This window comes from Halobacteriovorax sp. (genome assembly GCF_041587335.1).
GTDB lineage: Bacteria > Bdellovibrionota > Bacteriovoracia > Bacteriovoracales > Bacteriovoracaceae > Halobacteriovorax.
Map to the genome: position 1 here is coordinate 1 of NZ_JBFGYP010000037.1, position 24159 is coordinate 24159.

General features: G+C 36.4%; 24 protein-coding genes. 12 read left to right on the forward strand and 12 right to left on the reverse strand.

The window, feature by feature from the left end:
- Positions 1-40 precede the first annotated feature (40 nt).
- From ABX784_RS07590 to ABX784_RS07600, 3 genes are read left to right on the forward strand one after another with little or no spacing between them, the layout of a single operon-like run.
- Positions 41-1729, forward strand: a complete 1689-nt coding sequence (locus ABX784_RS07590; protein ID WP_372654395.1) for a hypothetical protein — start codon at positions 41-43, stop codon at positions 1727-1729.
- Between the two features lie 12 nt (positions 1730-1741).
- On the forward strand, positions 1742-2137 hold the full coding sequence (locus ABX784_RS07595; RefSeq protein ID WP_372654396.1) for a DCC1-like thiol-disulfide oxidoreductase family protein: 396 nt from the start codon (positions 1742-1744) through the stop codon (positions 2135-2137).
- A gap of 24 nt (positions 2138-2161) precedes the next feature.
- The gene (locus tag ABX784_RS07600) at positions 2162-2890 is read left to right on the forward strand and encodes a polyprenol monophosphomannose synthase (RefSeq protein WP_372654398.1); all 729 of its coding nucleotides are present in this window, start codon (positions 2162-2164) and stop codon (positions 2888-2890) included.
- A gap of 36 nt (positions 2891-2926) precedes the next feature.
- Here ABX784_RS07600 and ABX784_RS07605 read toward each other — a convergent pair whose 3' ends face one another.
- From ABX784_RS07605 to ahcY, 4 genes are all read right to left on the reverse strand, one after another.
- Positions 2927-3934 carry a hypothetical protein gene (locus tag ABX784_RS07605; protein ID WP_372654400.1) on the reverse strand — a complete coding sequence of 336 codons (1008 nt, stop codon included), beginning with the start codon at positions 3932-3934 and terminating at the stop codon, positions 2927-2929.
- 90 nt (positions 3935-4024) lie between these two features.
- The gene (locus tag ABX784_RS07610; protein ID WP_372654401.1) at positions 4025-4696 is read right to left on the reverse strand and encodes a hypothetical protein; all 672 of its coding nucleotides are present in this window, start codon (positions 4694-4696) and stop codon (positions 4025-4027) included.
- Positions 4696-5136 (reverse strand): ribose 5-phosphate isomerase B, encoded by a 441-nt coding sequence (gene rpiB, locus ABX784_RS07615; protein WP_372654403.1) that lies wholly within the window; start codon positions 5134-5136, stop codon positions 4696-4698. Before rpiB ends, ABX784_RS07610 begins: the two co-directional genes overlap by 1 nt.
- Before the next feature lie 60 nt (positions 5137-5196).
- Entirely contained in the window at positions 5197-6492 is a 1296-nt protein-coding gene (gene ahcY, locus ABX784_RS07620; RefSeq protein WP_372654404.1) for an adenosylhomocysteinase, read from the reverse strand.
- A 154-nt stretch (positions 6493-6646) separates the two neighbouring features.
- On the opposite strand from ahcY, the gene ABX784_RS07625 reads away from it, so the two are divergent.
- Both ABX784_RS07625 and ABX784_RS07630 read left to right on the forward strand, forming a co-directional pair.
- Entirely contained in the window at positions 6647-7585 is a 939-nt protein-coding gene (locus ABX784_RS07625; RefSeq protein ID WP_372654406.1) for a phosphotransferase, read from the forward strand.
- Positions 7578-8816, forward strand: coding sequence for a class I SAM-dependent RNA methyltransferase (locus tag ABX784_RS07630; RefSeq protein WP_372654408.1), 1239 nt, complete (start codon positions 7578-7580; stop codon positions 8814-8816). Before ABX784_RS07625 ends, ABX784_RS07630 begins: the two co-directional genes overlap by 8 nt.
- Positions 8817-8819: 3 nt before the next feature.
- Here the strand turns inward: ABX784_RS07630 and ABX784_RS07635 are convergent, their stop codons facing one another.
- The 3 genes from ABX784_RS07635 to ABX784_RS07645 form a co-directional block, all read right to left on the reverse strand.
- Complete coding sequence (locus ABX784_RS07635) at positions 8820-9647, reverse strand: hypothetical protein (RefSeq protein WP_372654410.1); 828 nt, start codon at positions 9645-9647, stop codon at positions 8820-8822.
- A gap of 45 nt (positions 9648-9692) precedes the next feature.
- Positions 9693-11411, reverse strand: a complete 1719-nt coding sequence (locus ABX784_RS07640) for an acyl-CoA dehydrogenase (RefSeq protein WP_372654411.1) — start codon at positions 11409-11411, stop codon at positions 9693-9695.
- Positions 11412-11522: 111 nt separating this feature from the next.
- A complete protein-coding gene (locus tag ABX784_RS07645) occupies positions 11523-12230 on the reverse strand; it encodes a hypothetical protein (protein WP_372654413.1) in 708 nt (235 codons plus the stop codon).
- 321 nt (positions 12231-12551) lie between these two features.
- Between ABX784_RS07645 and gpmI the strand changes: the two genes are divergently transcribed.
- From gpmI to ABX784_RS07660, 3 genes are all read left to right on the forward strand, one after another.
- Positions 12552-14087 carry a 2,3-bisphosphoglycerate-independent phosphoglycerate mutase gene (gene gpmI / locus ABX784_RS07650; protein WP_372654414.1) on the forward strand — a complete coding sequence of 512 codons (1536 nt, stop codon included), beginning with the start codon at positions 12552-12554 and terminating at the stop codon, positions 14085-14087.
- Between the two features lie 9 nt (positions 14088-14096).
- Positions 14097-15074 (forward strand): 6-phosphofructokinase, encoded by a 978-nt coding sequence (pfkA, locus tag ABX784_RS07655; protein WP_372654415.1) that lies wholly within the window; start codon positions 14097-14099, stop codon positions 15072-15074.
- A gap of 110 nt (positions 15075-15184) precedes the next feature.
- The gene (locus ABX784_RS07660; protein WP_372654417.1) at positions 15185-16030 is read left to right on the forward strand and encodes a serine protease; all 846 of its coding nucleotides are present in this window, start codon (positions 15185-15187) and stop codon (positions 16028-16030) included.
- Here the strand turns inward: ABX784_RS07660 and ABX784_RS07665 are convergent.
- From ABX784_RS07665 to ABX784_RS07685, 5 genes are all read right to left on the reverse strand, one after another.
- Positions 16019-16471: a hypothetical protein gene (locus ABX784_RS07665; protein ID WP_372654418.1), complete on the reverse strand. Its 453-nt coding sequence runs from the start codon at positions 16469-16471 to the stop codon at positions 16019-16021. The genes ABX784_RS07660 and ABX784_RS07665 overlap by 12 nt on opposite strands.
- A 16-nt stretch (positions 16472-16487) precedes the next feature.
- Complete coding sequence (locus ABX784_RS07670) at positions 16488-17747, reverse strand: Glu/Leu/Phe/Val dehydrogenase (protein ID WP_372654420.1); 1260 nt, start codon at positions 17745-17747, stop codon at positions 16488-16490.
- A gap of 154 nt (positions 17748-17901) precedes the next feature.
- Complete coding sequence (locus tag ABX784_RS07675) at positions 17902-18756, reverse strand: hypothetical protein (RefSeq protein WP_372654422.1); 855 nt, start codon at positions 18754-18756, stop codon at positions 17902-17904.
- A gap of 274 nt (positions 18757-19030) precedes the next feature.
- Entirely contained in the window at positions 19031-19930 is a 900-nt protein-coding gene (locus ABX784_RS07680) for a ParB/RepB/Spo0J family partition protein (RefSeq protein ID WP_372654424.1), read from the reverse strand.
- 38 nt (positions 19931-19968) lie between these two features.
- Positions 19969-20742 (reverse strand): ParA family protein, encoded by a 774-nt coding sequence (locus tag ABX784_RS07685; RefSeq protein WP_372654426.1) that lies wholly within the window; start codon positions 20740-20742, stop codon positions 19969-19971.
- Between the two features lie 206 nt (positions 20743-20948).
- Here ABX784_RS07685 and ABX784_RS07690 point away from each other — a divergent pair, with 206 nt between their 5' ends.
- The 4 genes from ABX784_RS07690 to ABX784_RS07705 all read left to right on the forward strand — a co-directional run.
- Positions 20949-21269, forward strand: a complete 321-nt coding sequence (locus ABX784_RS07690) for a rhodanese-like domain-containing protein (protein WP_372654429.1) — start codon at positions 20949-20951, stop codon at positions 21267-21269.
- 12 nt (positions 21270-21281) lie between these two features.
- Positions 21282-22388 (forward strand): quinolinate synthase NadA, encoded by a 1107-nt coding sequence (gene nadA, locus ABX784_RS07695; protein ID WP_372654431.1) that lies wholly within the window; start codon positions 21282-21284, stop codon positions 22386-22388.
- 33 nt (positions 22389-22421) lie between these two features.
- A complete protein-coding gene (locus ABX784_RS07700) occupies positions 22422-23579 on the forward strand; it encodes a cysteine desulfurase family protein (RefSeq protein ID WP_372654433.1) in 1158 nt (385 codons plus the stop codon).
- A 2-nt stretch (positions 23580-23581) separates the two neighbouring features.
- Positions 23582-24159: hypothetical protein (locus ABX784_RS07705; protein ID WP_372654436.1), on the forward strand; the 578-nt coding region annotated here is incomplete at its 3' end.

Sequence of the window (24159 nt, forward strand, 5' to 3'; positions counted from 1 at the left end):
TCGTGGTAAAATGATAAAGTATTGAAATAAGGAAATGGCAATGAAGCGTAAGCTCTTTTTAAGTATAATCTTTTTAGTATTCACCACAAATATTTGTGCTCAGGCCATAATGGACACTCAATACGGAAGTAATGTCGACACCGAGAATCTAACTGATCAGCAAAAAGATGAGTCTGAAAATTTTGTTCACAATGAAAAGGCTCAAAGAATATATGAAGAAGAGTGCACAGCAGACGGTGATACAGAAGATGCCTGTCTTGGGAATAAGGCCGACCCAAAGTTTCTAGGTCTAAGCTCCTCCATGGTCAGTGCCTTATCAAAAGCTTATGTAATGATAATGTCAACAGCAGGGGGCGACCTCGATAAGCTAAGTAAAGAAACAGGCGAAACTTCAAGTACAGCTGGAGAGGGAGTAAATGATGCTACTACTGATGCGCCTGCCGAGGGGTCAACAGATACAGTTAGTTCAGGTGATCAGCCTCCTGGCAATAATACTAACCCCAATGGAAAAGAAGATAAGCAAAAAGACTATTGTAAATATATTCCGGTAGCTACAGAAGCAATTGCAATGCTTAATACAACGACAGAACAGGACTCAATAACAAATCTTCCTACAAGTGAAGATACTGCTCAGAGAGACTCTTTACTAAAAGCCGCTGCAAATCATGACAGTAGAGCAAAGACCGCAAAGATTCAAACAACAGGATGGGGAGCTGGTACAGCTTGTTATGTGGCGATGATGGCATCTCCAGATGGTACATTTAAAAGTACAAGTAACCTTTTAAAGCTCGGTGCTTCGGCCCTACTCACAACTTTCTATATGAATCAGATAAAGGCCCATGAAGACTACGCTGATAAGACAAAAGCAATTGCAGATAAAATGCCTAGCAAGGGTGACTGTAACCCAATTACAGACAAGCTATGTTTTTGTACTGAAGAAAGTTCAAAAACAAGAGCAGATTATCAAACATATTGTCAGCCAGAAATGAGTAGTGCTTCAATTGCTGCGACTTCAGAGAGAACAACTTGTGTAGATGGAAATGCTCAAGATGACCCTAGTTGTACTTGTGCTCAGACTGATACTTGTATTAGTAAGAAAGTTATGACTACAATTTCTGGTTTTGGAGGAACGAGTCTCACAAGTAATCCGGCAATCAGTAACTTTAGTACTATGGCCAATGGGGAGTTAACATCGGGAAGTTTAACTTCGGCCCAAACAAGTGTTAGCAATGCCCTAGCTAAATTAAAACAATTAGATAGTAAGGTAGAGCTAGAACCAAATGTTATTTTAACTCAATCTCAGCAAGAAGAGTCTCAACTGCTTCAGGATATGGGTATGCCAGCAAATCTATCAACAAAGGTTGCAACGACAACTCTCTCACCTTCCGAAACAAAAACAGCTCAAAAATTCACTGGAGGCATTAAGGGATCAACAAGAAGATATTCAATCTCTGGTAAATCCAAAAAGAAAAACAATGTCCTCACTTTCTCAGGTGGAGATGGAATCAACTCAAACAATAAAAAAACAAAAACGAAGAAACCCGACTTTCTTTCAAGACTAGGTCTTAAGAAGAAAAAAATGAAAAAGAATAATCAGGCCGTACTAAAGTTTGCTCAACAAGCAGAAGGAAAGGCACAAATATCTAACAATAGTGACAGAAAAATCTTTGATATTATTTCTAGAAGATATCAAGTCTCAGGCTGGAGAAGGCTAGAATACATAAAGTAATCTGAGGAACACATGGAAGTGCAATCAACAAGTGAAAGCTTTTCACCAATACTTATCTATGACAGTGAATGTTCTCTATGTGAGAGATTTGCTTCTACAATTAAAAGAATGGATTCCACATCACATATAGAGCTTATATCTCTTAAAGAGGAAGAGGTTTATGAAAACTTCCCTATTCTCAATCGTTTAGAATGTGAAAAAGAGGTCCATCTTCTTATAGAGGCAGATCAAGTACTAAAAGGTCCTAAAGTTATTGAGTACTTGATCACTCTAAATCCCACAATAAAAAAAATTTCGTGGCTAATTCAGTCTAACGCAGGTCAAAAAGCAATGGATATTTTCTACAAATCCTCAAATCTCTACCGTGAGTCATTGCTAAATAGATGCCCAAAATGTAAGAATAAATAACTAATCAACTAGCTGGAGTTACACTTGTTACCATTTGATCAAACACTGATTATTATCCCTACTTATAATGAAATAGACAATATTGAGAGAATGATTACAACTCTCTTTAATCTACATAAGGGTGTTCATCTTTTAATTATTGAAGATGGCTCTCCAGACGGAACTGCTGATGTAGTTAAAAAGTTTCAAGAAACTTACCCAGAACAGTTACATATGATTCAAAGAACTGGAAAGCTTGGACTAGGAACAGCTTATGTAACTGGTTTCAAATGGGCTCTTGAAAAAGAGTATCAATTTGTATTTGAAATGGACTGTGACTTTTCTCATGACCCTGCTCAAGTTCCTGATCTCTTAGAGGCCGCTCAATCTAATGACCTCGTTATTGGATCTAGATATATTGATGGAATTAGAATCATCAACTGGCCATTTAGAAGATTACTTCTCTCTTACCTAGCTTCTATCTACACAAGATTTGTAACTAATATCCCTGTATTCGATACTACAGGTGGATTTAAGTGTTTTTCTAGAAAGGCGCTATCATCTCTGGATTTAGATAATATCATTTCAAAAGGTTATATTTTTCAACTTGAGTTAAATTATAAAGTTTGGAGTAAGGGATTAAGAGTTAAAGAAGTTCCAATTACTTTCTATGAAAGAAGAGATGGCCAATCAAAGATGGCCGGTGGGATTATCTTCGAAGCTTTATTTTCGGTCTTAAGACTTAGATTTAACAAGATGATAGGAAGATTATAAAAAGACTAGGCCTCTAATTAGAGGCCTTTATTTTGCCTAAAGACCTTCTATATTCTGATTCCAAACAACATTTACAATCACTGGATCATAACCTTTTTTTAAAATTTCATCTTTAAATTCTAAAATAGAAGGAAAGTTCTTCTTAAAAGATAAGTCCCATAGCTCTTTAAAACTTATACTTAGGTGCTCGTTATCATTATTTAAGTCAATTAAGTCCCAGAGAAAAGAATACACTCTCCACTCATTAGTAGGGCCTGTACACACATCACTTGGAACATGTTCAATTTCAAGAGGAGCTCTTCGAGGGACCATATATTCAAACTTTGCCATTGGATCATTAAGATCTACCGAGACCCAGGCAGAGAAAAAACTTGCCCAACCTTCACTAAGAGCAAGCTCTTTTGAATAGCACTCATCGATTCTATGAGCGCCTCCCCCACTTCTTCCAATACGAGCATGAGAATATATAGCATGCCCTATTTCATGTCCTACCACATCCCATTGATATCCCCTTGTGACATTAACAGTTCCATTATAGTAATCACCACCAGCAGGAAACTTGATTTTAATCTTTCCATTTATAAAAGAGTCTCTATCTATTTCTTTTAATTTCTCTGAAAGAGTATATGCAATATTTCTAATTTTAAAATATTCGCCACCAGTTGAATCATAGTTGAAGACAAGCTTATGTGCATCACTACAGCTGCCTTCAAACTCTAATTGAAACTCTCTATTCCAATCTCCAACCAATTTAAATTTATCTAAGCTTAGATCTGCAGAGACTCTAAAATCATCACCGGACTCACAATTGACTCTTTTATCTATATCGAACTGAAGACCTTTAACGATTTCTTCAACACCATTCTTTAAGATCACAGCATTGATGACAATACCATTTCGTCTAATGGGTTGAGTTTCAACACTATCTGGAGACAGGTTTCTATCGACTATTTTTTGAAATGAAGCTTTTGATAAATCGGCTTCGTGAATACTTGAGAATGATTTAAGTGAAAAAAATAAGAAGAAAATTGAAATCCATTTCATGTTACGTCCTTTAAATTAATAAGTACCCTAATGGTATCGTTTAATTTAAAGGCGTGTCATGACTCTGAAAATCAAGAGTAAAATAATCAGTTATCTATCAAAGGACTTTCTAGAAAATATTTCTCTATTAAAAGGAACAAAAGTCATTAATACGAAAATCCAAACTCCACCAAACTCTAAAACTTCACCTTTCTTACCACCCTGGATAAACTCAGCAAGTAGTACTAATAAGAGATAAGCACCTATGTGGAAGTACTTAGGAAGTGGAACTCCCATTGCATTTACTATATTTTTTACTTTTTCAATCTTTCTATAAAGAAAAGGAAGAATTAAGAAGTAGAATCCAATTAGAATACCAAGAATTGTACCAAAGATTAGTTTATTAATCTTTGTTCCACCTACTATTAGGTTGTGTAGGTTTGTTTCACCTTGTGAGTTATGAGTTAAAAAGAAGTCAGATGATTGAATACCAAATATTCTTTGTCCCCAAGAGATTTCCTCTCCTGCACCAAAGAAAAAGAGACATCCTAATACAAAAGTACAAAATAGAAATAGCTTTCCTCTAAAAGGCTTAAGAATAGAGATTCTATAAAAACAAAGAACACTACCAATAAGAAGGCCTAAAACAGTTAGCCACTCTATAAACCCATCTTCTCTCGCAAAGGTTCCCTCGTACCATGTAACATCAATATGAGAACCAATTACTCCAGTCAGAGTGAATATAAGTACTAAAGCATAAGTAAATCTTTCCAGCGTAAACATTAAACATCTTCTCCAATTTCATTAAACATTGCCACTCTATCTGAGTGACGACCTTCTTGAAATTCAGCAGCTAACCAAGCTTCTGTAATTTTAACAATTTCATCCATTGTATTTATTCTAGCACCAACGCAAAGAATATTGGCATTATTATGCTCAACAGAAAGCCTTGCATCTAGTTCAGATCTACAAAGAGCTGCTCTTGAACCCTTATAGCGATTTGCAACCATTGATACACCAATGCCAGAACCACAAAGAAGTACACCTTTAACACCATCCTTTACTACTCCCTTTGTTAGGGCGCTTGCATAGTCAGGATAATCGCAGCGAGTATTTTCATGTGTCCCAATATCTTCAATATTGTGACCAAGCTCAGTTAAGTGTTTTTTTAGGATTTCTTTTTCTTCGAACGCTGCGTGATCACAGCCAATATAGATCTTCATAACTTCATCCATAAAAAACCTACGCACCTTTAGTTAAAGATGCGTAGGTTGAAATTTTAATTAATATCTATAGTGATTTGGCTTATAAGGACCTTCTACAGGTACTGATAAGTAATCTGCTTGCTCTTTAGTAAGAGTATCAAGTCTTACACCAATTCTTTCAAGGTGAAGTCTTGCAACTTTTTCATCAAGGTGCTTAGGAAGCATGTAAACTTTGTTTTCATACTTATCTGAATTATCCCAAAGCTCCATCTGTGCCATAACTTGGTTAGTGAACGAGTTAGACATAACAAATGACGGGTGCCCTGTAGCACAACCAAGATTTACAAGACGACCTTCAGCAAGAAGAATAAGTCTTCTTCCATCTTTAGCGATATACTGATCAACTTGTGGCTTAATATTTACTTTATCGTAGTTGTTGTTTAAGTGAGCAACAGCGATTTCATTATCAAAGTGACCGATGTTAGAGATAATTGCATTATCTTTCATCATATCAATGTGGTTACCAGCGATAACATCGTAACAACCTGTAGTTGTAACAAAGATATCTCCAAGCTTAGCAGCATCATTCATTGGCATTACTTCGAAACCTTCCATTGCAGCTTGAAGAGCACAGATTGGATCTACTTCAGTAACGATAACACGTCCACCAAGTCCTTTAAGAGACTGAGCTGAACCTTTACCAACGTCACCGTAACCAGCAACAACACATACTTTACCAGCGATCATAACATCAGTCGCTCTCTTGATACCGTCAACAAGTGACTCTCTACATCCGTAAAGGTTATCAAATTTAGACTTAGTAACTGAATCATTGATATTGATTGCAGGCATTTTAAGAGTACCTTTTTCAACTCTTTCGTATAATCTATGAACACCAGTAGTTGTTTCTTCTGATAGACCCTTAATTCCTTCGATCATTTCTGGAAATTTGTCGTGAACCATATTTGTAAGGTCACCACCATCATCAAGAATCATGTTTAGTGGAGAACCGTCTGCCCACTTAAGAGTCTTTTCAATACACCAATCAAATTCTTCATCCGAAAGACCTTTCCATGCAAATACAGGAATTCCTGCAGCGGCCATAGCAGCAGCAGCGTGATCTTGAGTAGAGAAGATGTTACATGAAGACCATCTTACTTCAGCACCAAGAGCAACTAGAGTCTCCATAAGTACAGCTGTTTGAATTGTCATGTGAAGACAACCAGCAATTCTCGCACCTTTAAGTGGCTGAGATGGACCAAACTCTTTTCTTAGTGCCATAAGACCTGGCATTTCAGACTCAGCAATATTAATTTCCTTACGTCCCCAGTCCGCAAGCGTGATATCTTTTACTTTATAATCAGTAAATTCCATTTAATCCTCCAAGATTTATTGTAAAAATCACCCGTAATATAACACCTTAGGGACCCTAGGGGCAAGAAACCTTTACCGAAGACGTTGACCTAAGGTCCTAAAAAAGCTAAAAATCAGGATATTTCTTAAGGACACAACGCAACAAGGATACTTTGTGGGTGATTACACAAAGCTGAGTACAGCTGAAGCTCAGAACATTATCGATTTATATGATTTAGGAGCGATTACGTCCCTAAACTCGCTCTCTCTTGGGATTTCAAACTCAAATTATAAAGTTGAGATTGGTAACTCTACTTATCTACTGAAAGTTTCAAATGATAAGGGTTTTGACCACTTAAAAGAAGAGCAAGAGATCCTTACTCGCCTTAGTGAATCTGGTTTTAGGTTTTCACTTAGGCCATTCACCACAAAAGCTGGTGAAAATGTTTATACTTACAATGACTTCTTTGGAGTGATATTTCCATTCATTGAAGGAATTGCCCCAGGGCCTTGTGATCAGACTTGTTATGAAATAGGGAAAGGTCTCGCTTCATTACACAGTCTTGACTGTGATGCAGAAAATATCAGACCTCATAATAGTGTCGGGTTTGGTGCAATAGAGATTATCGACTACACAGAGAATGAAAAATGCCCAACAGATTTTAAAGAAATGGTTGAGTACTTCTTTCCAGACAAGCTAGCTAGCTTTATTGAGCTACCGCTTGAAAAAGGAGTTATTCACGGAGATCTCTACTACGATAATACTCTTTTTGATGAAAATCACTTGGCCGTAGTTCTAGACTTTGAACAAGCTGGAATTGGTGAGTATTTATTTGATTTAGGAATTTCTTTATCAGGAACATGTTTAGAAAAAGGAAGAATTAATTCTTCACTAATAAAATCATATCTAAATGGATATGAGGAAATAAGACCTCTTTCAATATTTGAAAGAGAAAATTTGGATAAGGCCATAGTTATAGGTTTTCTCTCTATCGCTCTTTGGAGAATTAAGCGCTTCAAAGAAGGTACTTTAAACCCACTTATGGCCAACAGTTATCAAGAGCTTTTAAGTAAAGCTAAGATATTCTGGGATGACAGGGAAAATAATGAATAACGAAGAGAATGCAGCAGAGAAATTAAATTGGTACTTTACTTCATGCCCTACGGGTATGGAAGAAATGCTTCTAGAAGAAGTTAAGAAATACGATGGTGAAAGTTTTCAACAATTCACTGGTGGAATTAGGTTTAAAGCGAAGCAATGGAATGTAATTGAGCTTATTGTAAATTCAAGACTAGCAAGTAGAGTCTACTTAGAAGTTCATCAATATAAGTTCTATAAAGATAACGATCATTTTGCACTAGCAAAAGACAAGTGGTGGCATCACCTTTTTTCTGTAAACCAAACATTTAAAATCTCTACACTTTTTGATAAAGATGCAAATAGATTTTTCAAGAACTCAATGGTTATGTCTCTAAGGCTAAAAGATGCAATTGCAGATAGCTTTAGACAAAATGTTGGCTCAAGACCTGATATTTCAAAGGACTCTCCTGATATTTCACTTCTTCAAAGAATTGAAGCAATTGATGGCCAAAAGGGTTGGTTCAATAGAATCTACCTTGATCTTTGTGGAGAGCCATTAAGTCATAGAGGTTATAGACCTCATGGACACGAAGCTCCTCTTAGAGAAAACTTAGCTTCGGCCATCGTTCAATCAACAGACTGGAATAAAGATGAAGATATTTTCATCGATCCAATGTGTGGTTCAGGAACTATTATTATTGAAGCACTTTATCTGGCAGCAAACCTTCCAGGAGCTTGGCTAAAGCTTCATGCACTAGCAAAGAAGAGTCAGGTTTTCGCATTCCAAGATCACCTTTGGTATAAAAGAGAAGATCATCAAGAAAGACTTGAAGAATATGCTATGGACCTTTTAAAGAAAGGTGAAGATAGTGTAAATGGACTTCCTGGAGGGCAATTCTTTGCAAGTGATCTTTCTTCAAAAGCATTAAGTATTTTTGAAAAATCATTAAAGCTAGCAAACTTCCCATCTGACTTAGTTGAAATGGAAGTTGCAGATGCTCTAGTCGTTAAGCCATACGAAGAAGCTCCAGGAATAGTTGTAACAAACCCTCCATACGGAGAAAGATTAGGACAAGAAGAAGACCTTCCAAAGTTCTATCATGAACTAGGTGAAAACTTTAAGGCCAATTACAAAGGCTTTAGATGTTATATTCTTACAAGTGATCAGGAATACCGAAAAGCCATTTCTCTTCAGACATCAATGAGAAAGCCATTCTTTAACGGTGGGATCGAATGTCGCCTTTTAAAGTACGACATTCGTTAATATTTACTCTAATCCAAATCTATCGACTAACTTCATCGCAAGGTTTGGATTAGAAAATTTCATAAGAGCACTTGAATTCACAACTTTACTCGTATGCTTATCTGACTTTGAAAAGAAGTAAGGTGATATATCAACATCTTTTAAAAATATTGTATGTCCCTTACTTGAAAACTTTCTTTTAATAAACTCTGAATCTAAGAAACAAACTTCTCTAATCATAAAGTTCTTAGCAACGTATATAATGACACAGAACTCACTAAGTTCGATGAGGCTTTTTCTAACCTTCACACCTTTTGGAGATGAATGATCTCCCCAGTGAACTTTTACTTCTACTCTTTTATCATCTAAGTAAAAATCAAAACCTCGTTGAGAAGTAGACTTCTTTTGATGTAATCCAAAGATACATTTCCCATACCATTCGCCTAACTGAACGGGGAGCTTCTTTCCATTTACTAAGATTTGTTGCTGAGATAAGACTTGGTAGCATTTATTAACAGTTTCAACTGCATCAAAGATTGATTTATTATCAGGCAATCCAAGAATCGATATTCCCTTTCCCTGCCCTCTCTTTAATTTTTTTGAAAATTGTTTTTCATACCACTTAGAGAAGTTCTCTAATTCAAAGAGCTCAAGGGAGTCGCACACAAATCCTTGCTTTAAGAGAGACCCGACACCGCCTAGACCCTCTAATTTCTTTTGAACAAATTTAAGTGGTGCAAAACTTGATGAATTCTCTCCTCTAAGAAAGAATTCACCTTTATCGTAATCGGAACTTCCATGAGTTTTTTCATTAAATTCCGCTATAACTTTTAATATTTCAGAAGAGTCCATACTGTCCTAATTCATAAATTCAATAACATAGTAACACTAATTAGATTAAAGCTCTAGCTCCATCAAATTGTTTTCGAAATTAAGAACACTATTTCCTATACCAATATTTTTCACCAACTGATACTGACAGAAAACTTTATAGTCGACTATTTTAGATTGGTAATACTTCTTCTCTTCATCTGATACTTTCCCCGCAAGCTTCTTCTTAGCGATACAGGCATGCTCAAGTAAAAGCCAAGCAACAACAAGGTTTCCACAGTAGTCAAGAAAGTCTGTAGCGTGAGAAAGAATTCCATTATGGTTTTTCTTTGCTGCCATCTCCCCAAATTTTGCTAGGATCTTTTCAGACATCTCCATAGATTTTCCAATCATAGAATTCTCATGATCAAATTCTTTTGCCTCTTCTGTATTCATAACAGCTTGAATCTTTTTTCCGACTTCAAAGAATGTGTGGGCCTTATCTTTTAATATTTTTCTAGTAACAAAATCTATTGCTTGTATTCCATTTGTTCCTTCATAGATACTTGCAATTTTAGTGTCACGGATAAATTGTTCAATTCCATATTCTGTACAGAATCCATATCCACCGTGAACTTGAACAGCATCTACGGAAACATTAAACCCTTGATCTGAACAATAGGCCTTACAGATTGGAGTAAGAAGAGCAATTTCTTTTGCTGCAATTTCATCACCTTTTTCTTCTTTATCAAAAAGGTTACCCGTATAAAGAGTTAGAGCTCTCATCCCTCTAGATAACGCTCTCATTTTAAGCATTAATCTTCTTACGTCTGGAAGGTTACATATCTCAACACCAAATTGAGTTCTCTCTTTTGCATATTGCTCTGTTAACATATATGCAAGATTTGCTTGCGCTTCACCCTGAAGTCCACAAAGAAGTCTGGCCTCGTTCATCATAATGAACATATTTGCCATCCCTTCAAATTCTTTTCCTATTAACTCACCAACACACTCTCCATTTTCACCAAAAGTTAGCTCACAGGTTGCAGATCCATGAATCCCCATCTTCTCTTCAATTTTTGTACAAACAACATTATTAGACTCACCAGAATCTGTATTAAACCTTGGTACTATAAATAGAGATAGACCCTTTGTTCCTTCTGGGGCACCTGGTGTTCTAGCAAGAACTAGGTGAATATTATTCTCATAGAGATCACTCTCTCCAGAAGAGATAAATATTTTCACACCATTAATAGAGTACTTTCCACCGTCAATAGGTTTAGCTGTTGTATTTGATGCTCCTACATCTGAACCTGCACCAGGTTCAGTAAGACACATTGTTCCTCCCCACTCACCTGTCATCATCTTTGAAACGTAGAAGTCTTTTTGAGCTTGAGTTCCAACTTGATGAATGACATTCATCGCTCCACGAGTAAGTCCGTAGTACATTGAAAATGAAACATTTGCCCCAATAGCAATAGAGTTACACGTAATAGAGATTGCATGAGGAGCAGGCATTCCTCCAATATTTTCAGGATAGCCAAGAGCGTACCATCCATTCTCGTAGAATTGCTTATGTGGCCCATGAAAAGAAGCTGGAACTTTTACATGGCCATCGACCATTTTTACACCTTCTTCATCACCTATCATTCGAGTTGGATAGATTTCATTTTCAGTAAATTTATTAAATTGTTCGACGATATCTTTGAGCTCATCATCACCGTAGTCAGGTGCATGTTCACCAACATTATTAACATCGAATAAATTGAAATAAATGTCCTGTAGATCTGTTTTGAAAACCGCCATAATAAAGTCCTTTTAAAAATAATAATCTAGACTATTATAAGGCCTTTTTATTTTTTTCGGCAGTGGGAATTAAATAAAAAAAGGAGAGCAAATTGCTCTCCTTATATTATCTTATTGATATACTCTTACTGGGTTTTTAATTAATGCTTGTGTTAAATCAATATCATACCAGTAGTTACCATACTTAAATCTGAAGTATTTAGAATAAGTATTACTAGTACTACTATTACAAAAGCTATTGTTTGCGTAACAGCTAATATCGATTCCTGAAGTTGTTGAACTTGAAGTCGATACTGAAACAAATGAGTATCCGTTATACTTCTGAGCACTTGAGGCATTACTAATGATATTTAGTAATCCATCTCTAAGTCCTGTCATAGTTGTCCCAAATAGAGAGTCACTATCGGGAGCATCATATGTAACTCCATTTGAAGTAAAGTCTCTATGAATCGTTTGACCATCAGAATCTAAAAATCTCCAATAGTATCTATCTGCTTCAGCTTGAGATCTTTTAAGCTGGTCTTCCATACAATCTTCATATCCCCAGCAAAAGTCAAAATTGAAATTACTGCCAGAACTAACATTACGTGGAAATGCATATAGTCCTACTTCACTCTGTGTTTCAAACATATAGTTTGAGACTTCAGTGTAAAACTCAGAGACTGTGCTAGCACCATTTCCAGTACCGTATGTCACAGATGATACTGCAGTTGTTGCAACTGAGCCCGAGTCTGTTGTATTTTTATCACTACCACAAGAGGTAACGCCAAAGGCAACCATCGCTGCCACTAATAAATGGAATGCTGTTTTAAATTTCATCTCTTCCTCCGAAGTGTCTATTCCCTATTCGTATTAAAATGATTCACTATTTATGAAGCAAATAGAGTGCCAACTTTGAAGACCTAGAAACAAGCATTTAGAAAGGGGATAATATATAACTTTTTATACAGTGACTAAACTTTAGACATTCTCCTAGGAAGTAGGAGTATTCTTGACTAGTTCTTTATCAATTGAACTTTTCAGTCAACTTGGTGCATATTTTAGAAAAGTTTAATAGTTATCAAGGAATACTTATTTTTTTAGGCCTTACCATTGCTTTTAGATAAGGTAAAATTGATGAAAATCCAAATGGAGAAGAAATTGAAATCTATTAAAAATATTAGTGATCGTGCGCTGTTGGTTATCCTAGACGGATATGGAATTACTGATTCTGATAATAAGAATGCAGTCATGCATGCCAATACACCTACCCTAGATAATCTCTTTAAACACTATCCATACACTACGATAGAAGCTGGAGGAGAAAAGGTTGGTCTTCCAAAGGGCGTTGCTGGAAATTCTGAAGTTGGACATATGAATCTTGGAGCTGGAAGGCCAGTTAGACAGGACCTTGTTAGAATAAACGAATCTATCGAGAAAGGAACTTTTTCAACTCTGCCAATGATGAATGAACTCAAAGAGTCTGCTAGAAAAGCATCTAAGAGAATTCACATTATGGGTCTACTCTCAGACGGTGGAGTTCACTCCCACATTGATCATATAAAAGAAACAATTAAGGCCCTGTCTTCAGAGGGAGACCTTGAGATCTTCTTTCATGCATTCATGGATGGAAGAGACACTGCTAGAGATGTTGGTCATAAGTATGTTGAAGAAATGACTAAAATAAAAGAGTGCCAATTTGCTTCAATGCAGGGACGTTCAATTGGAATGGACCGAGACAGAAGGTGGGAGAAGATAAAACTTGCCTACGATACTTTTACAGGATCGGGCTCAGTAACTAAAAGTACTCCAATGGAGTACTTAAGAAGTGAATATAATAAAGATATCTACGATGAGTTCATTACTCCTGTTTTATTTGGAGAAGATAAAGCGATGAAAGAAGGAGATAGTATCTTCTTTATTAACTTTCGCCCAGACAGGGCCATTCAACTCTCCCTTTGTTTTAATGATCCTAGCTTCAAGGAGTTTGAAAGAAGTTTTCTGCCAAATTACTTCCTATGTATGACTCCATATATTCCAGATGAAGTAGAGCTTCCAATTCTTTTTAATAAAGAAAGCTTAAGTGGAACAATGTCTGAGTATGTATCAAGCTTAGGGTATAAGCAGTTCAAAATTGCTGAAACTGAGAAGTACGCCCATGTTACTTTTTTCTTTAATGGTGGAAAGAAGGACCCTTTTAAAAATGAAGAACACTTTTTAATCCCTTCACCAAAAGAAGTCTCTACCTATGATCAAAAGCCTGAAATGAGTGCTTACTTGGTTACTGATAAGTTAGTTGAAAAACTAGAAGATAAAGAGACGAAGTTCTTCTTAGTAAATTTCGCCAATTCAGATATGGTTGGTCACACAGGAAAGTTTGATGCCGCCATAAAAGCAGTTGAAGCTCTTGATAAGTGTGTGCAAAGACTTATTGAAAAATGTGACTCTGAAGGTGTCGCATTACTCTTGACCGCTGACCATGGAAATAGTGATCAAATGGTCTATGCTGATGGTAGCCCACATACTTCTCATACAAATTCACTCGTTCCTTTTAGTGTTTATCATAGAGATTTAAAAGACTGTGACTTTGAAGTTAATGGGAAAGAGCATGCCCTAATGGATGTTTCTCCTACAGTTTTAAATATTTTAGATATAGAATGCCCTAGTTCATTTACAGGTAAATCAATTTTTAAGTAAGGATATACAATGACGGAAATTAAAAGAATTGGACTTCTTTGTAGTGGTGGAGATAGTCCAGGAATGAACTGTGCCATACGTTCGGTTGTAAGGTCAACAATCAATGCAGGTCTAGAGATCTATGGTATCCAAAGAGGTTACTCAGGACTTCTTGAAGGAAATATTAAAGAGCTTGATGTATCAAGTGTTGGAAATATTATCCAACATGGTGGAACAATCCTTCAAACATCTAGATGCCCAGAGTTCTTAGAGGCAGATACTAGAAAAGAAGCGGCCCACATCTTAAAAAGAAAGAAAATTGATGCCCTTATAGTTATTGGTGGAAATGGTTCTTTCAATGGAGCTCACGCCCTTCACACAGAACACGGAATTCCAGTTGTAGGTATTCCAGGAACAATTGATAACGATGTCCTTGGTACTGACTACTCTATTGGTTTTGGAACTGCTGTTCAAACTGCTATCGATGCTGTGGATAAGATTAGAGATACCGCCTCATCTCATGAGAGAACTTTTATTGTCGAAGTGATGGGAAGAAAGTCAGCTGCCATTGCTCTACATGTTGGAGTCTGTACTGGAGCAGAAAACGTTGTTCTTCCAAGTGAGACTCTCGATGTTGAGGCAATATCTAATGATATAAAGCGTGGAATAAAAAGAGGAAAGAACTCTTCAATTATCATCGTAGCTGAGGGTGAAAAAGAGGGACTTAGTCATAGAATTCAAGAGAAATTAAAGAGTGATTTTGAAATTGATTCTCACGTATGTATTCTAGGTCATATCCAAAGAGGTGGTAATCCTTGTGGACAAGACCGCTTCATCGCTTCCGGAATGGGATATCTAGCAATAGAGGAATTACTAAATGGAAATCATTCATTTGTAACGGCCTACAGAGATGGACGAGTTGTTCCAGCTCCATTTACAGAATGCCTTGGAAAGAAAGATGAGTATCTTCCTCAATATATTAATTTAGTTAAAACATTATCTATATAGCTCTATAAATTACCAGTGGTTAGATCCACTGGTAATATTCCCCCCTTACAGAATCTTATAATTCTTACCCAAGCTCTTATAAAATCTCTAAATACTGGTAAAAAGAGAGCATGAAAAACTTGCTAGCACTATTTATTCTATCTCTCAATATACATGCAGGTATTTACAATACTGATGACAGACATGAGATTATTGATGCCCCAAGAGAAATCCAAGATATTTCAAAGTCTATTGCTGCTGTTATTCCAAAAAATAGAGTAAAAAAACTAGAGAATGGAGACTTCAAGCTTAATGGGCTTAGCTATGTTGAAAGCCTCAACTTCTGTGAAGATGAGAGATTTGTTCAAACTCAATCAATTATTGCAAATTGCTCTGCCTCACTTGTAGGCAGTAAAAAAGTTGCGACTGCTGCACACTGCTTTGATGAATATCCAGGTTCAACTTTTAATGATTATTATATTGTTTTCGACTACATCTATGATCATACAAATACTGAAGACTTAATTCTTAATAAAGATAGCGTCTACGAAATAAAGAATACGATTCAATACACATTCAACTTCCCTGGGGATAAAGATGTTGCACTTCTAGAACTAGAAAGAGAAGTTGTAAACAGAACTCCCCTAAAAGTTTCCAAGAGAAGAGTGCAAGAAAGTGAAGAAATTTATATGCTTGGCTTTCCGCTTGGACTTCCCATGAAGTATCACGATAATGGTTTTGTCACGAGTCTTAGCTCAGGGCTAGCTGGTAACAACTCATTCTCTCACAACCTAGATACATTTTCTGTAAATTCAGGCTCATCCATTTTCTCATCGAAGACAAATGAAATTGTTGGAATTCTTGTTAGAGGTATAGGAGAAAACTTCACATATAATAACGAGAAAAGCTGCAACGTATGGGGGAATGGAAATGATCACAGTGGTCAAGCAAACTTTATAGACCTACTAAAGATCTAAAGAATCCTCAGCACTGTAGATACATGTCATAACTTTTTCTATTTTTGAGGAATGGCCTAACTCTAAAGAATAAGCAAAGGCATCTTTTAGTTTTAAGCAATCACTCTTATAATTAGCTGAACATTTAAAGACATCATGTCCACACTCGATCTTTAGAATCACAGACTTCGCGTACTCACAAACGACATTATTCTTAGAGAGCACGTCAACCCTACCTCTAATTAAGCTTTGCCTCTTTGCAGACTTCTTCTTACAAAAATCTAAAATACTCACAACTCTTGAAGTGCAATCAATATGAGTCTGCCCCTTAGCAGTTTCTAAAAGGTTATTTTTCACACCCATTGATTGGCATAGGTCTCTAAAGGAATATTTTTCGATAGAATGAGAAATGGCCTTATTCTCTAAAACTTTAGAGAAACAAGGCCATTGTATAAATATCAAAATAATTAAAAACTTATTAAGCAGGGAAAAGACCTCTTAATCTCATTGCTCTCTCTAGTCTAGCTAGTGCTGCAATGAAAGCTGCTTTCTTCATATCAGTATTATACTTTGTTGCAGTTTCAAAAACATTATCAAATGAATCTTTAAGAATGTCATGAAGCTTCCCATTGATTTGTTCAAGGTCCCAAAAGAAGTTCTGAAGTCCTTGTACCCACTCAAAGTAAGAAACAATAACACCACCAGCATTACAAAGAATATCAGGAATGATGAATCCACCACGAGCAGTTATAATATCAATCGCTTCTCTAGTTAAAGGACCATTGGCACCTTCAGCAACAATTTTAGCTTTAACATTTGCAGCATTTTCTTTAGTGATTACACCATCAATTGCAGCAGGAATTAATACGTCTACATCAAGTTCTAGCAGTTGAGCATTAGTGATAAGCTCTACACCCTCTAGGTCTTTTAAGAATTTACCTTGCTTAGTCCACTCAGAACATTTCTCAATATCAAGACCGTCTTTATTGTACACAGCTCCTGATACATCAGAGATTGCTACAATTCTTGCTCCTTGAGCAGAAAGGTCTTCAGCAGCAGGAACACCTACTTTACCAAAACCATGAATAGCAACAGTAGTATTCTTATCAATAGTCATATCTAGTTTTTGACATGCAAAGTTCACACAGTAAGCAACACCTTTACCAGTTGATTCTGCTCTACCTAGAGATCCACCAATTGTAATTGGCTTACCAGTAACAACACCTGGAACAGTGTAACCCTTAATCTGTGAATAAGTATCCATGAACCATGCCATTGTTTGTCCGTCTGTTCCAATATCTGGAGCAGGTACGTCAATCGTTGGACCAATGATCATGTTTATTTCAGTAGCATATCTTCTTGTAAGTGATTGAAGCTCTTGACGAGATAATTCGTTTGGATCTACTTCGATACCACCCTTCGCTCCACCTAGTGGAAGACCAACAAGTGCACACTTAAATGTCATAAGCATTGCAAGTGCAGCTGTCTCAGACAGGTCAACTCCTGGATGATAACGGATTCCACCCTTACCAGGTCCTAAAGTCATATTGTGCTGAACTCTATAACCTTGAAAAGTTCTAACTGAACCATCGTCAAGACGAATAGGCACAGCAACTTGAAGTGCTCTTTTTGGATATTTTAGTCTCTCAAGAATATTTCTATCTAGACCCATAACATCTGCCGCTTGTTCTAATTGCTCGAAAGCATCTTTAAAAAGTGGGGCATCAAATAAGCTCATAACGGCTCCCTTGAATTATTAGTAGTTACAAAAATTAATGCTACAAATTTACTACTTGTTAGCAATACTGAATAGCAATATTTTTAGAATTCTTAAGATTTGTTAGTTTGAAAAAGAAGGTGCTGCGCTTCAATGTGCAGCAATTTAGAATTTATTAGAATGGCTTATTAAAAAGTAGCTCTACACTTTGGTTTATAGAAGCTACATCTCTTGATTTTGAAGTACTTACTCTGGCCGTAACCTCTTTAGTTAGAGGCTTATCTAGCCTAGCATCAAAAGTATTTTCATTAACGTTGTAATCGAAGTTCGCTTTAAGACCCAGCGCAGCTATGTCTTTATTTATATTAATATTTACTCTTCCATCTAGCTTTACTGAAGTTTCATTATTCACCCAAGGGTTTTCAACAAACATTAGCGCCTTCCCCTGAAGAACTCTTGCCTTAAATTTAAACTTTAAGTTTCTAGAAACTTCTACTCTAGTTTGAGGCTTAAGTGCTTTTTGAACTTTACCAACTCTGTGAAGTGTTGAACCTTCTTCGGCCTGTTTAATCTCACCCGAAAGTCTCTTATCTAAATACTTTAGAATATATCTATTAAAATATTTCTTTCTATCGTCTTGATCTTTAATATCGTAAAGACCAGTAGAGGCAACATTCCAGTTTCTAGCGTACTCCTCTTCTCTCTCCCAAGAATCGTAATTTCTCTTCATCCCTTTCATTACACCAGCAGTGTCTTCTACAAGAATATTCTCATACCAAAGAGTTACATTACTTGGTCTATCACTTGCTTCAACATCTGGAACAAAGTTACTTGGACCTCTTGAAACTACTTTAATATAAGGATTTAAATAAGAGAGTTTTATGCAATCTTGCTTAGTAGACTTCTCACACCCAAGAGCACTAGAACCTATATAAGATACAAATGAGCAAAGAAGCATTGTTGCGCTTGCAAATTGTCTCTGTCTAAGTTTTAGACGGCCTGTCAAAAATTTACATACTGTGTTCTTCATACAAGTCCCTATTTTTCGTAGTTTTTCTCTTTCTCTACTTAAAATAGTGCAATAGGCGTACCAAATATCAACTTCTCAGTTCCTGCAATCTGATGCAATGATAACCCACTAATAATTCTAGCATATGTAGAAAAAATAGCGAGTTCCTAGCGACAGAAGGCATCTTAGGCCTTACGCGCAGCTAGAAATTGTATTAATTTTGTTCATTTAACTTGTAATATATTGAAAATACGAAAAAAAAGGGTCCTAAGGACCCTCTTAATATTATCTTGAATTATTGATCAACCATATCCTTAGTTTCTTCAACTAGGGCCTTTAGGATGTCTTTAGTCTTCTTATCTAACTTTAAATCTTTTTGCTTCATATTCATGGCCTTAAGGAATGCGCTTGCAGTTAATCCTTTAGGTAGGGAAGCTTTTTTCTTGGCAGTAGCTTTCTTTGTAACTTTCTTCTTAGTTCCTGTAGCAACTACACCAGTCTTAATAGCTTTCTTTAATTGAGATCTCTTTGTAATCTCTCCTGCATGAACAAGCTTTGTAAGCTTAGTTTTTAGTGGAGATTTCTCAAGAGCATCAAGTTCAAGAAGTACATACTTCTCAATATTGTGAACTTTAGCAGACTCTCTAATCTTAGCTGGCATTCTCGCTATTAATAGAGATCTATGAACTTCTGATTTAGAAATACCGAGGGCAGCACAGATTTTTCTTTCACTAGCTTTAGTTGCCTTTTGGTAATTTAAGATACCATCGGCCTTATCTATATAATGAAGGGCTTCTCTTGAAGAGTTTTCAGAGAACTGAATTGCCATCAGCTCTTCTTCAGACTTGTTATCTAAAATAAAGCAAGGACACTTCTTCATGTTGATAGAAGACATTGCTCTATAACGTCTCTCTCCACAAATTAAAGTGTAACCTTTCTTAGTTTTATGAAGTACAAGCGGTTGAATCAGACCATTAACTTTTATGTTAGCAGCAAGTTCTTTTAAAGAAGAGTCATTGAACTTAGTTCTAACCTGTTCTTTTACAATGATATCTTTAATGAGAATTTCATCTAACTTTGCACCACGAAGCAGTCTATCGTCTGCCAGCTTAATTAGATCACGATTTAAATTCTCAGACAGATCAATTGTCTTTCTTTCTTTCTTTGAAACTCTAGGCGCGAATGACTTTGCCATACGTAATTACCCCACATCCTTGTGATTAAAATTTTAAATTAAAGATTCAATGAGTCCCATAGGGCTTCATAATCTTGCTTCCCTCTACTACTTTTCCCCATCATAAATACAGGCTTTCTCATAGAGATAGACTCTTGCATTTGAACAAGGTTTCTAATAGGTGGTGTGATATTAAAAGACTGAGATAACTCAACAATTCTTTGTTGTTCAATCTTTCTTCTAGAATCAACCATTGAAGGAATAATTGAGAAATCCAATCCTGGGTTCTCTGTTTCTTTGATTATTTCAAAAGTATCCATCAACTCTTCAAGACCATCAATTGAGTAATCCTGAGCTTGAGTAGGGATTAAAATTCTATTTGAAGCAACAAGGGCCATAATTAACTCATCTCCAAGCATTGGAGGTGTATCAACTACAACATAGTCGTAATCTTCTGCTACCTCTTGAAGACGTAGTCTTAATAGCCTTTCTTTTCTTCCTGCATCTCTTCTAATCTCACCTTCTGAAAGAATCAAAAGCTTTGAAAGGTTTGCAAGGTGTCTACTTGAAGGGACAAGCGTGATGTTATTATAAAATTCTGCATCACCTTCAGCTTTAACAACAACGTCCTCTGCAGGAACATCACCGATTAGCCACTCAGGGATAAGAGTTCTTTGAATTTGAACACCAAGAGTTGAACTTAGATTGGCTTGAGAATCAAGGTCAATAACTAATACTCTATTTCCTTGGTTCGCCAAATGACATACCAACTGATAACACTGCATTGTTTTACCAACGCCGCCTTTATTATTGGCAACTGTGATAACTTCCATGAATCACTCCTTAAACACACTGATATCCGATTCCAGTGTTCTTTAAAGGTCGAAAAAGACCTAACATACTAAAATAGTAAAAAATGAGTCACACTTCGTCAAAGAAAGAAGACAATTTTTTTTTACTGCTAGACTCAGAGCAACACTAGACTAGACATTATGAGAAAAATGAACAATATTTGGGCCATATAAAAGGGAGAAAAGCTATGATCAAATCAATCAACTCAACAGAGCTAAAAGCAATGCTAGATGCTAATGAAGAAGTCGTATTAATCGACTGTCGCGAACAGGAAGAGTGGGACGAAGGGCATATTGAAGGCGCAAAGTTTATACCTCTTAGTAAGTTCCCAGAACTCTCTTTAGAAGAACTAAAAGATAAGAATGCAAATCTAATTCTTCAATGTAGAAGTGGAAAGAGAAGCTTAAATGCTTGCCAATTTCTATTGGGAGAAGATTTTGAAAACTTAACTAACCTAGAAGACGGTATTCTTGGTTGGAAAAATAACGGCTACGAAACAGTAAAATAATCGGAAAAAGAAATGCTCAACTTATTTGAAAAAGATAACCAAGACCACTTACCTTTAATCTCAGAGAAAGAACTCTCAGATGCTGAAGTTCTAGTTGAATTAAAAAAGATTAAAGAAGAACTAAAAGATGAAGTCGTAGTACTTGGTCATCACTATCAACAAGATGACGTATTTCAATTTGCTGATGTCACGGGCGACTCTCTAAAGCTTGCCCAAGATGCTGAAAAGCTTGATAAGCCATATATAATCTTCTGTGGAGTTCACTTCATGGCGGAAACTACAGATATGCTTACAAGCGATAAACAAAAAGTAATACTTCCAGACCTTCGCGCTGGCTGCTCAATGGCAGATATGGCAAATAGAGAGCAAATCGATAAGGCATGGGAGTTTATGAAAACTTCTACTGCTGAAAAAATTGTTCCAATTACTTATATCAACTGCTCTGCTGCACTAAAGGCATTCGTTGGTGAGAATGACGGAAGTATTTGTACTTCATCTAATGCGAGATCAATTATTGAGTGGGCATTTGAAGAAGGTCAAAAACTATTATTCTTCCCAGATCAACATTTAGGAAGAAACACTTGTGCGGAAATGGGGATTGGATTAGATGAAATGGTCGTCTACAACCCAAATATGTACAATGGTGGACTTACTGCTGAGCAAATCGATAAGGCCAAGGTAATTCTTTGGTATGGTTACTGTTCAGTTCACCAGGGATTCACTGCGGCCCAAGTAGAAACGATAAGAAAAGAAAAGCCTGAAACGACAGTCATTGTTCACCCTGAGTGTTCATATGAAGTTGTAAAGGCCGCACATGATAATGGTTCTACTGCTTATATTATTAATAAAATAAAAGAAGCTCCGGCGGGCTCTAGCTTTGCCGTTGGTACAGAAATAAACCTTGTAAATCGTTTAGCACATCAATTTCCAGACAAAGAAATCATTTCACTATCTCCTTATCAGTGTCTCTGCACTACAATGTATCGCGTTAGACCTCGCTGGCTACTTGCCAGTTTCAGAGCGATAAAGGAAGATAAGCCTATAAATATAATTCAAGTAGATAAGAAGACAACTGAGCTCTCTATGAAGGCGCTGAGTAAGATGCTTGAATTAAGCTAAAAACACACGACATTTAAATTTTAAGGATGAAACATGATTTACGCTGATTACAACGGAAGTGCTCCTATATGTGAGGACGTTAAAGAATATTTTATAAAAAGACTTCAAGACGGACCATTTGCAAACCCAAATGCTATTCACAGACTCGGTACTAAAGTTTTAACAGCGATGGAAAATTCAAGAGCTATTTGCGCCAAAAGTCTTGGTGCAAAATATACTCAAGTTATTTTCAACTCAGGAGCAACTGAAGGAATCACACAGGTCTTTCACAGCGTACTAGATTCAGCAAAAGAAGAGGGTAAGAACTTTGTTATCACTTCTGGAATTGAGCACTCTGCTGTTATTAACTGTGCCAAGTTCTATGAGAATAAAGGTTACACTCACAAAGTTGTTCCAACTCTACCTAATGGAGTTATAGACCTTAAGCAACTTACAAACTGGATGGAAGAATTTAAAGGAAGAATTGCTCTTGTGGCGATTATGGCCGCAAATAATGAAACTGGAGTTATTCAGCCATTTGAAGAAATCGCAAAAGTTTGTACTGACGATAGTGTTCCTTTCCTATGTGACACTACTCAGTTCATTGGAAAGTGTGCCTTTAGTTTTAAAGAATCAAATATCGATTACGCAGTTACTTCTGGTCACAAATTTGGGGCGCTTACTGGAACAGGTATTCTCCTAGCAAAACACCCGGCTAAACTCCACCCACTTGTAATTGGAGGTGGTCAAGAGAAAGGTATACGTGGTGGAACTCAAAACTACTTAGGTTATGAAACACTTGCTGTGGCCCTAAATAGCTTTGAAAAAAATGGTGAGAAATACTTAGATTTAAAAGAGAAGAAATTAAAGTTTGAAGCTGAAATAAAAAAGCGTTTTCCTCAAGTTGTCATCTTAGGAGAAGAAGCTCCAAGAGTTTGTTCAACGACTTATATTGCTTTTCCAGGAATTCACGGTCAAGCTGTACAAATAGAGTTAGAATCTGCAGATATCTTTGTAACGACATCTTCTGCATGTTCAGACAATGAGCCAGTGACATCAAAAGTTCTACGTGCAATGGGCGTGAGCGATGAAGTTGGACGTGGTGTAGTTAGAATCAGTTTAGGACATTGTAGCCCCCTTGAAAGTTATGATGAAATCCTCGAAGCTTTAACTAATGCTTATGAAAAGCTAGGAAAAATTAAGAGTTATTAAATATGAATAAAATTTTCTCATCATTATTAACGCTAGTTCTTATTGTGGCCTGTGCTTCACAAAAAGTTCCCACAAGAGTGTTGAGTGAGCCAGAGTGGAAAGACACTCCTTCGCTAGACAATGAGAAGAGAGTGACAATTTCATCAATTAACTATTTTAATAGTTCGCTAACACCTCAACTTGAGAATTACGAATCTTTAGGGTCTATTAAGGTTGGAGGGATTCAACTAATAGAGAAGTACACTTCAATTCTAAAGCAGAGACTTGATAATAAAGTTCTTCTACTTAGTACGGGTGAACTAGTTAATGAGAATCAAAATGGTGGAATAGAAACTCTACTTAAAGACTTTGAAAGAATTGGTGTAGACGCCTTCCACTTATCAGAGAAGGAGCTTAAAATGCTTCCCCTCTCAAAAATTAATAAGACCAAGAATAAGTTTGTGAATTCTAATATAATAGACTTAAAGAAACAGTCCCCTCTAACGTCAAATAATATAGGAAACTATATGATAAAGAGAGTTAACGGGGTCAAAGTCGGTATAATGGCCGTCACAACATTTAAAAATATCGAAGCGAGAAA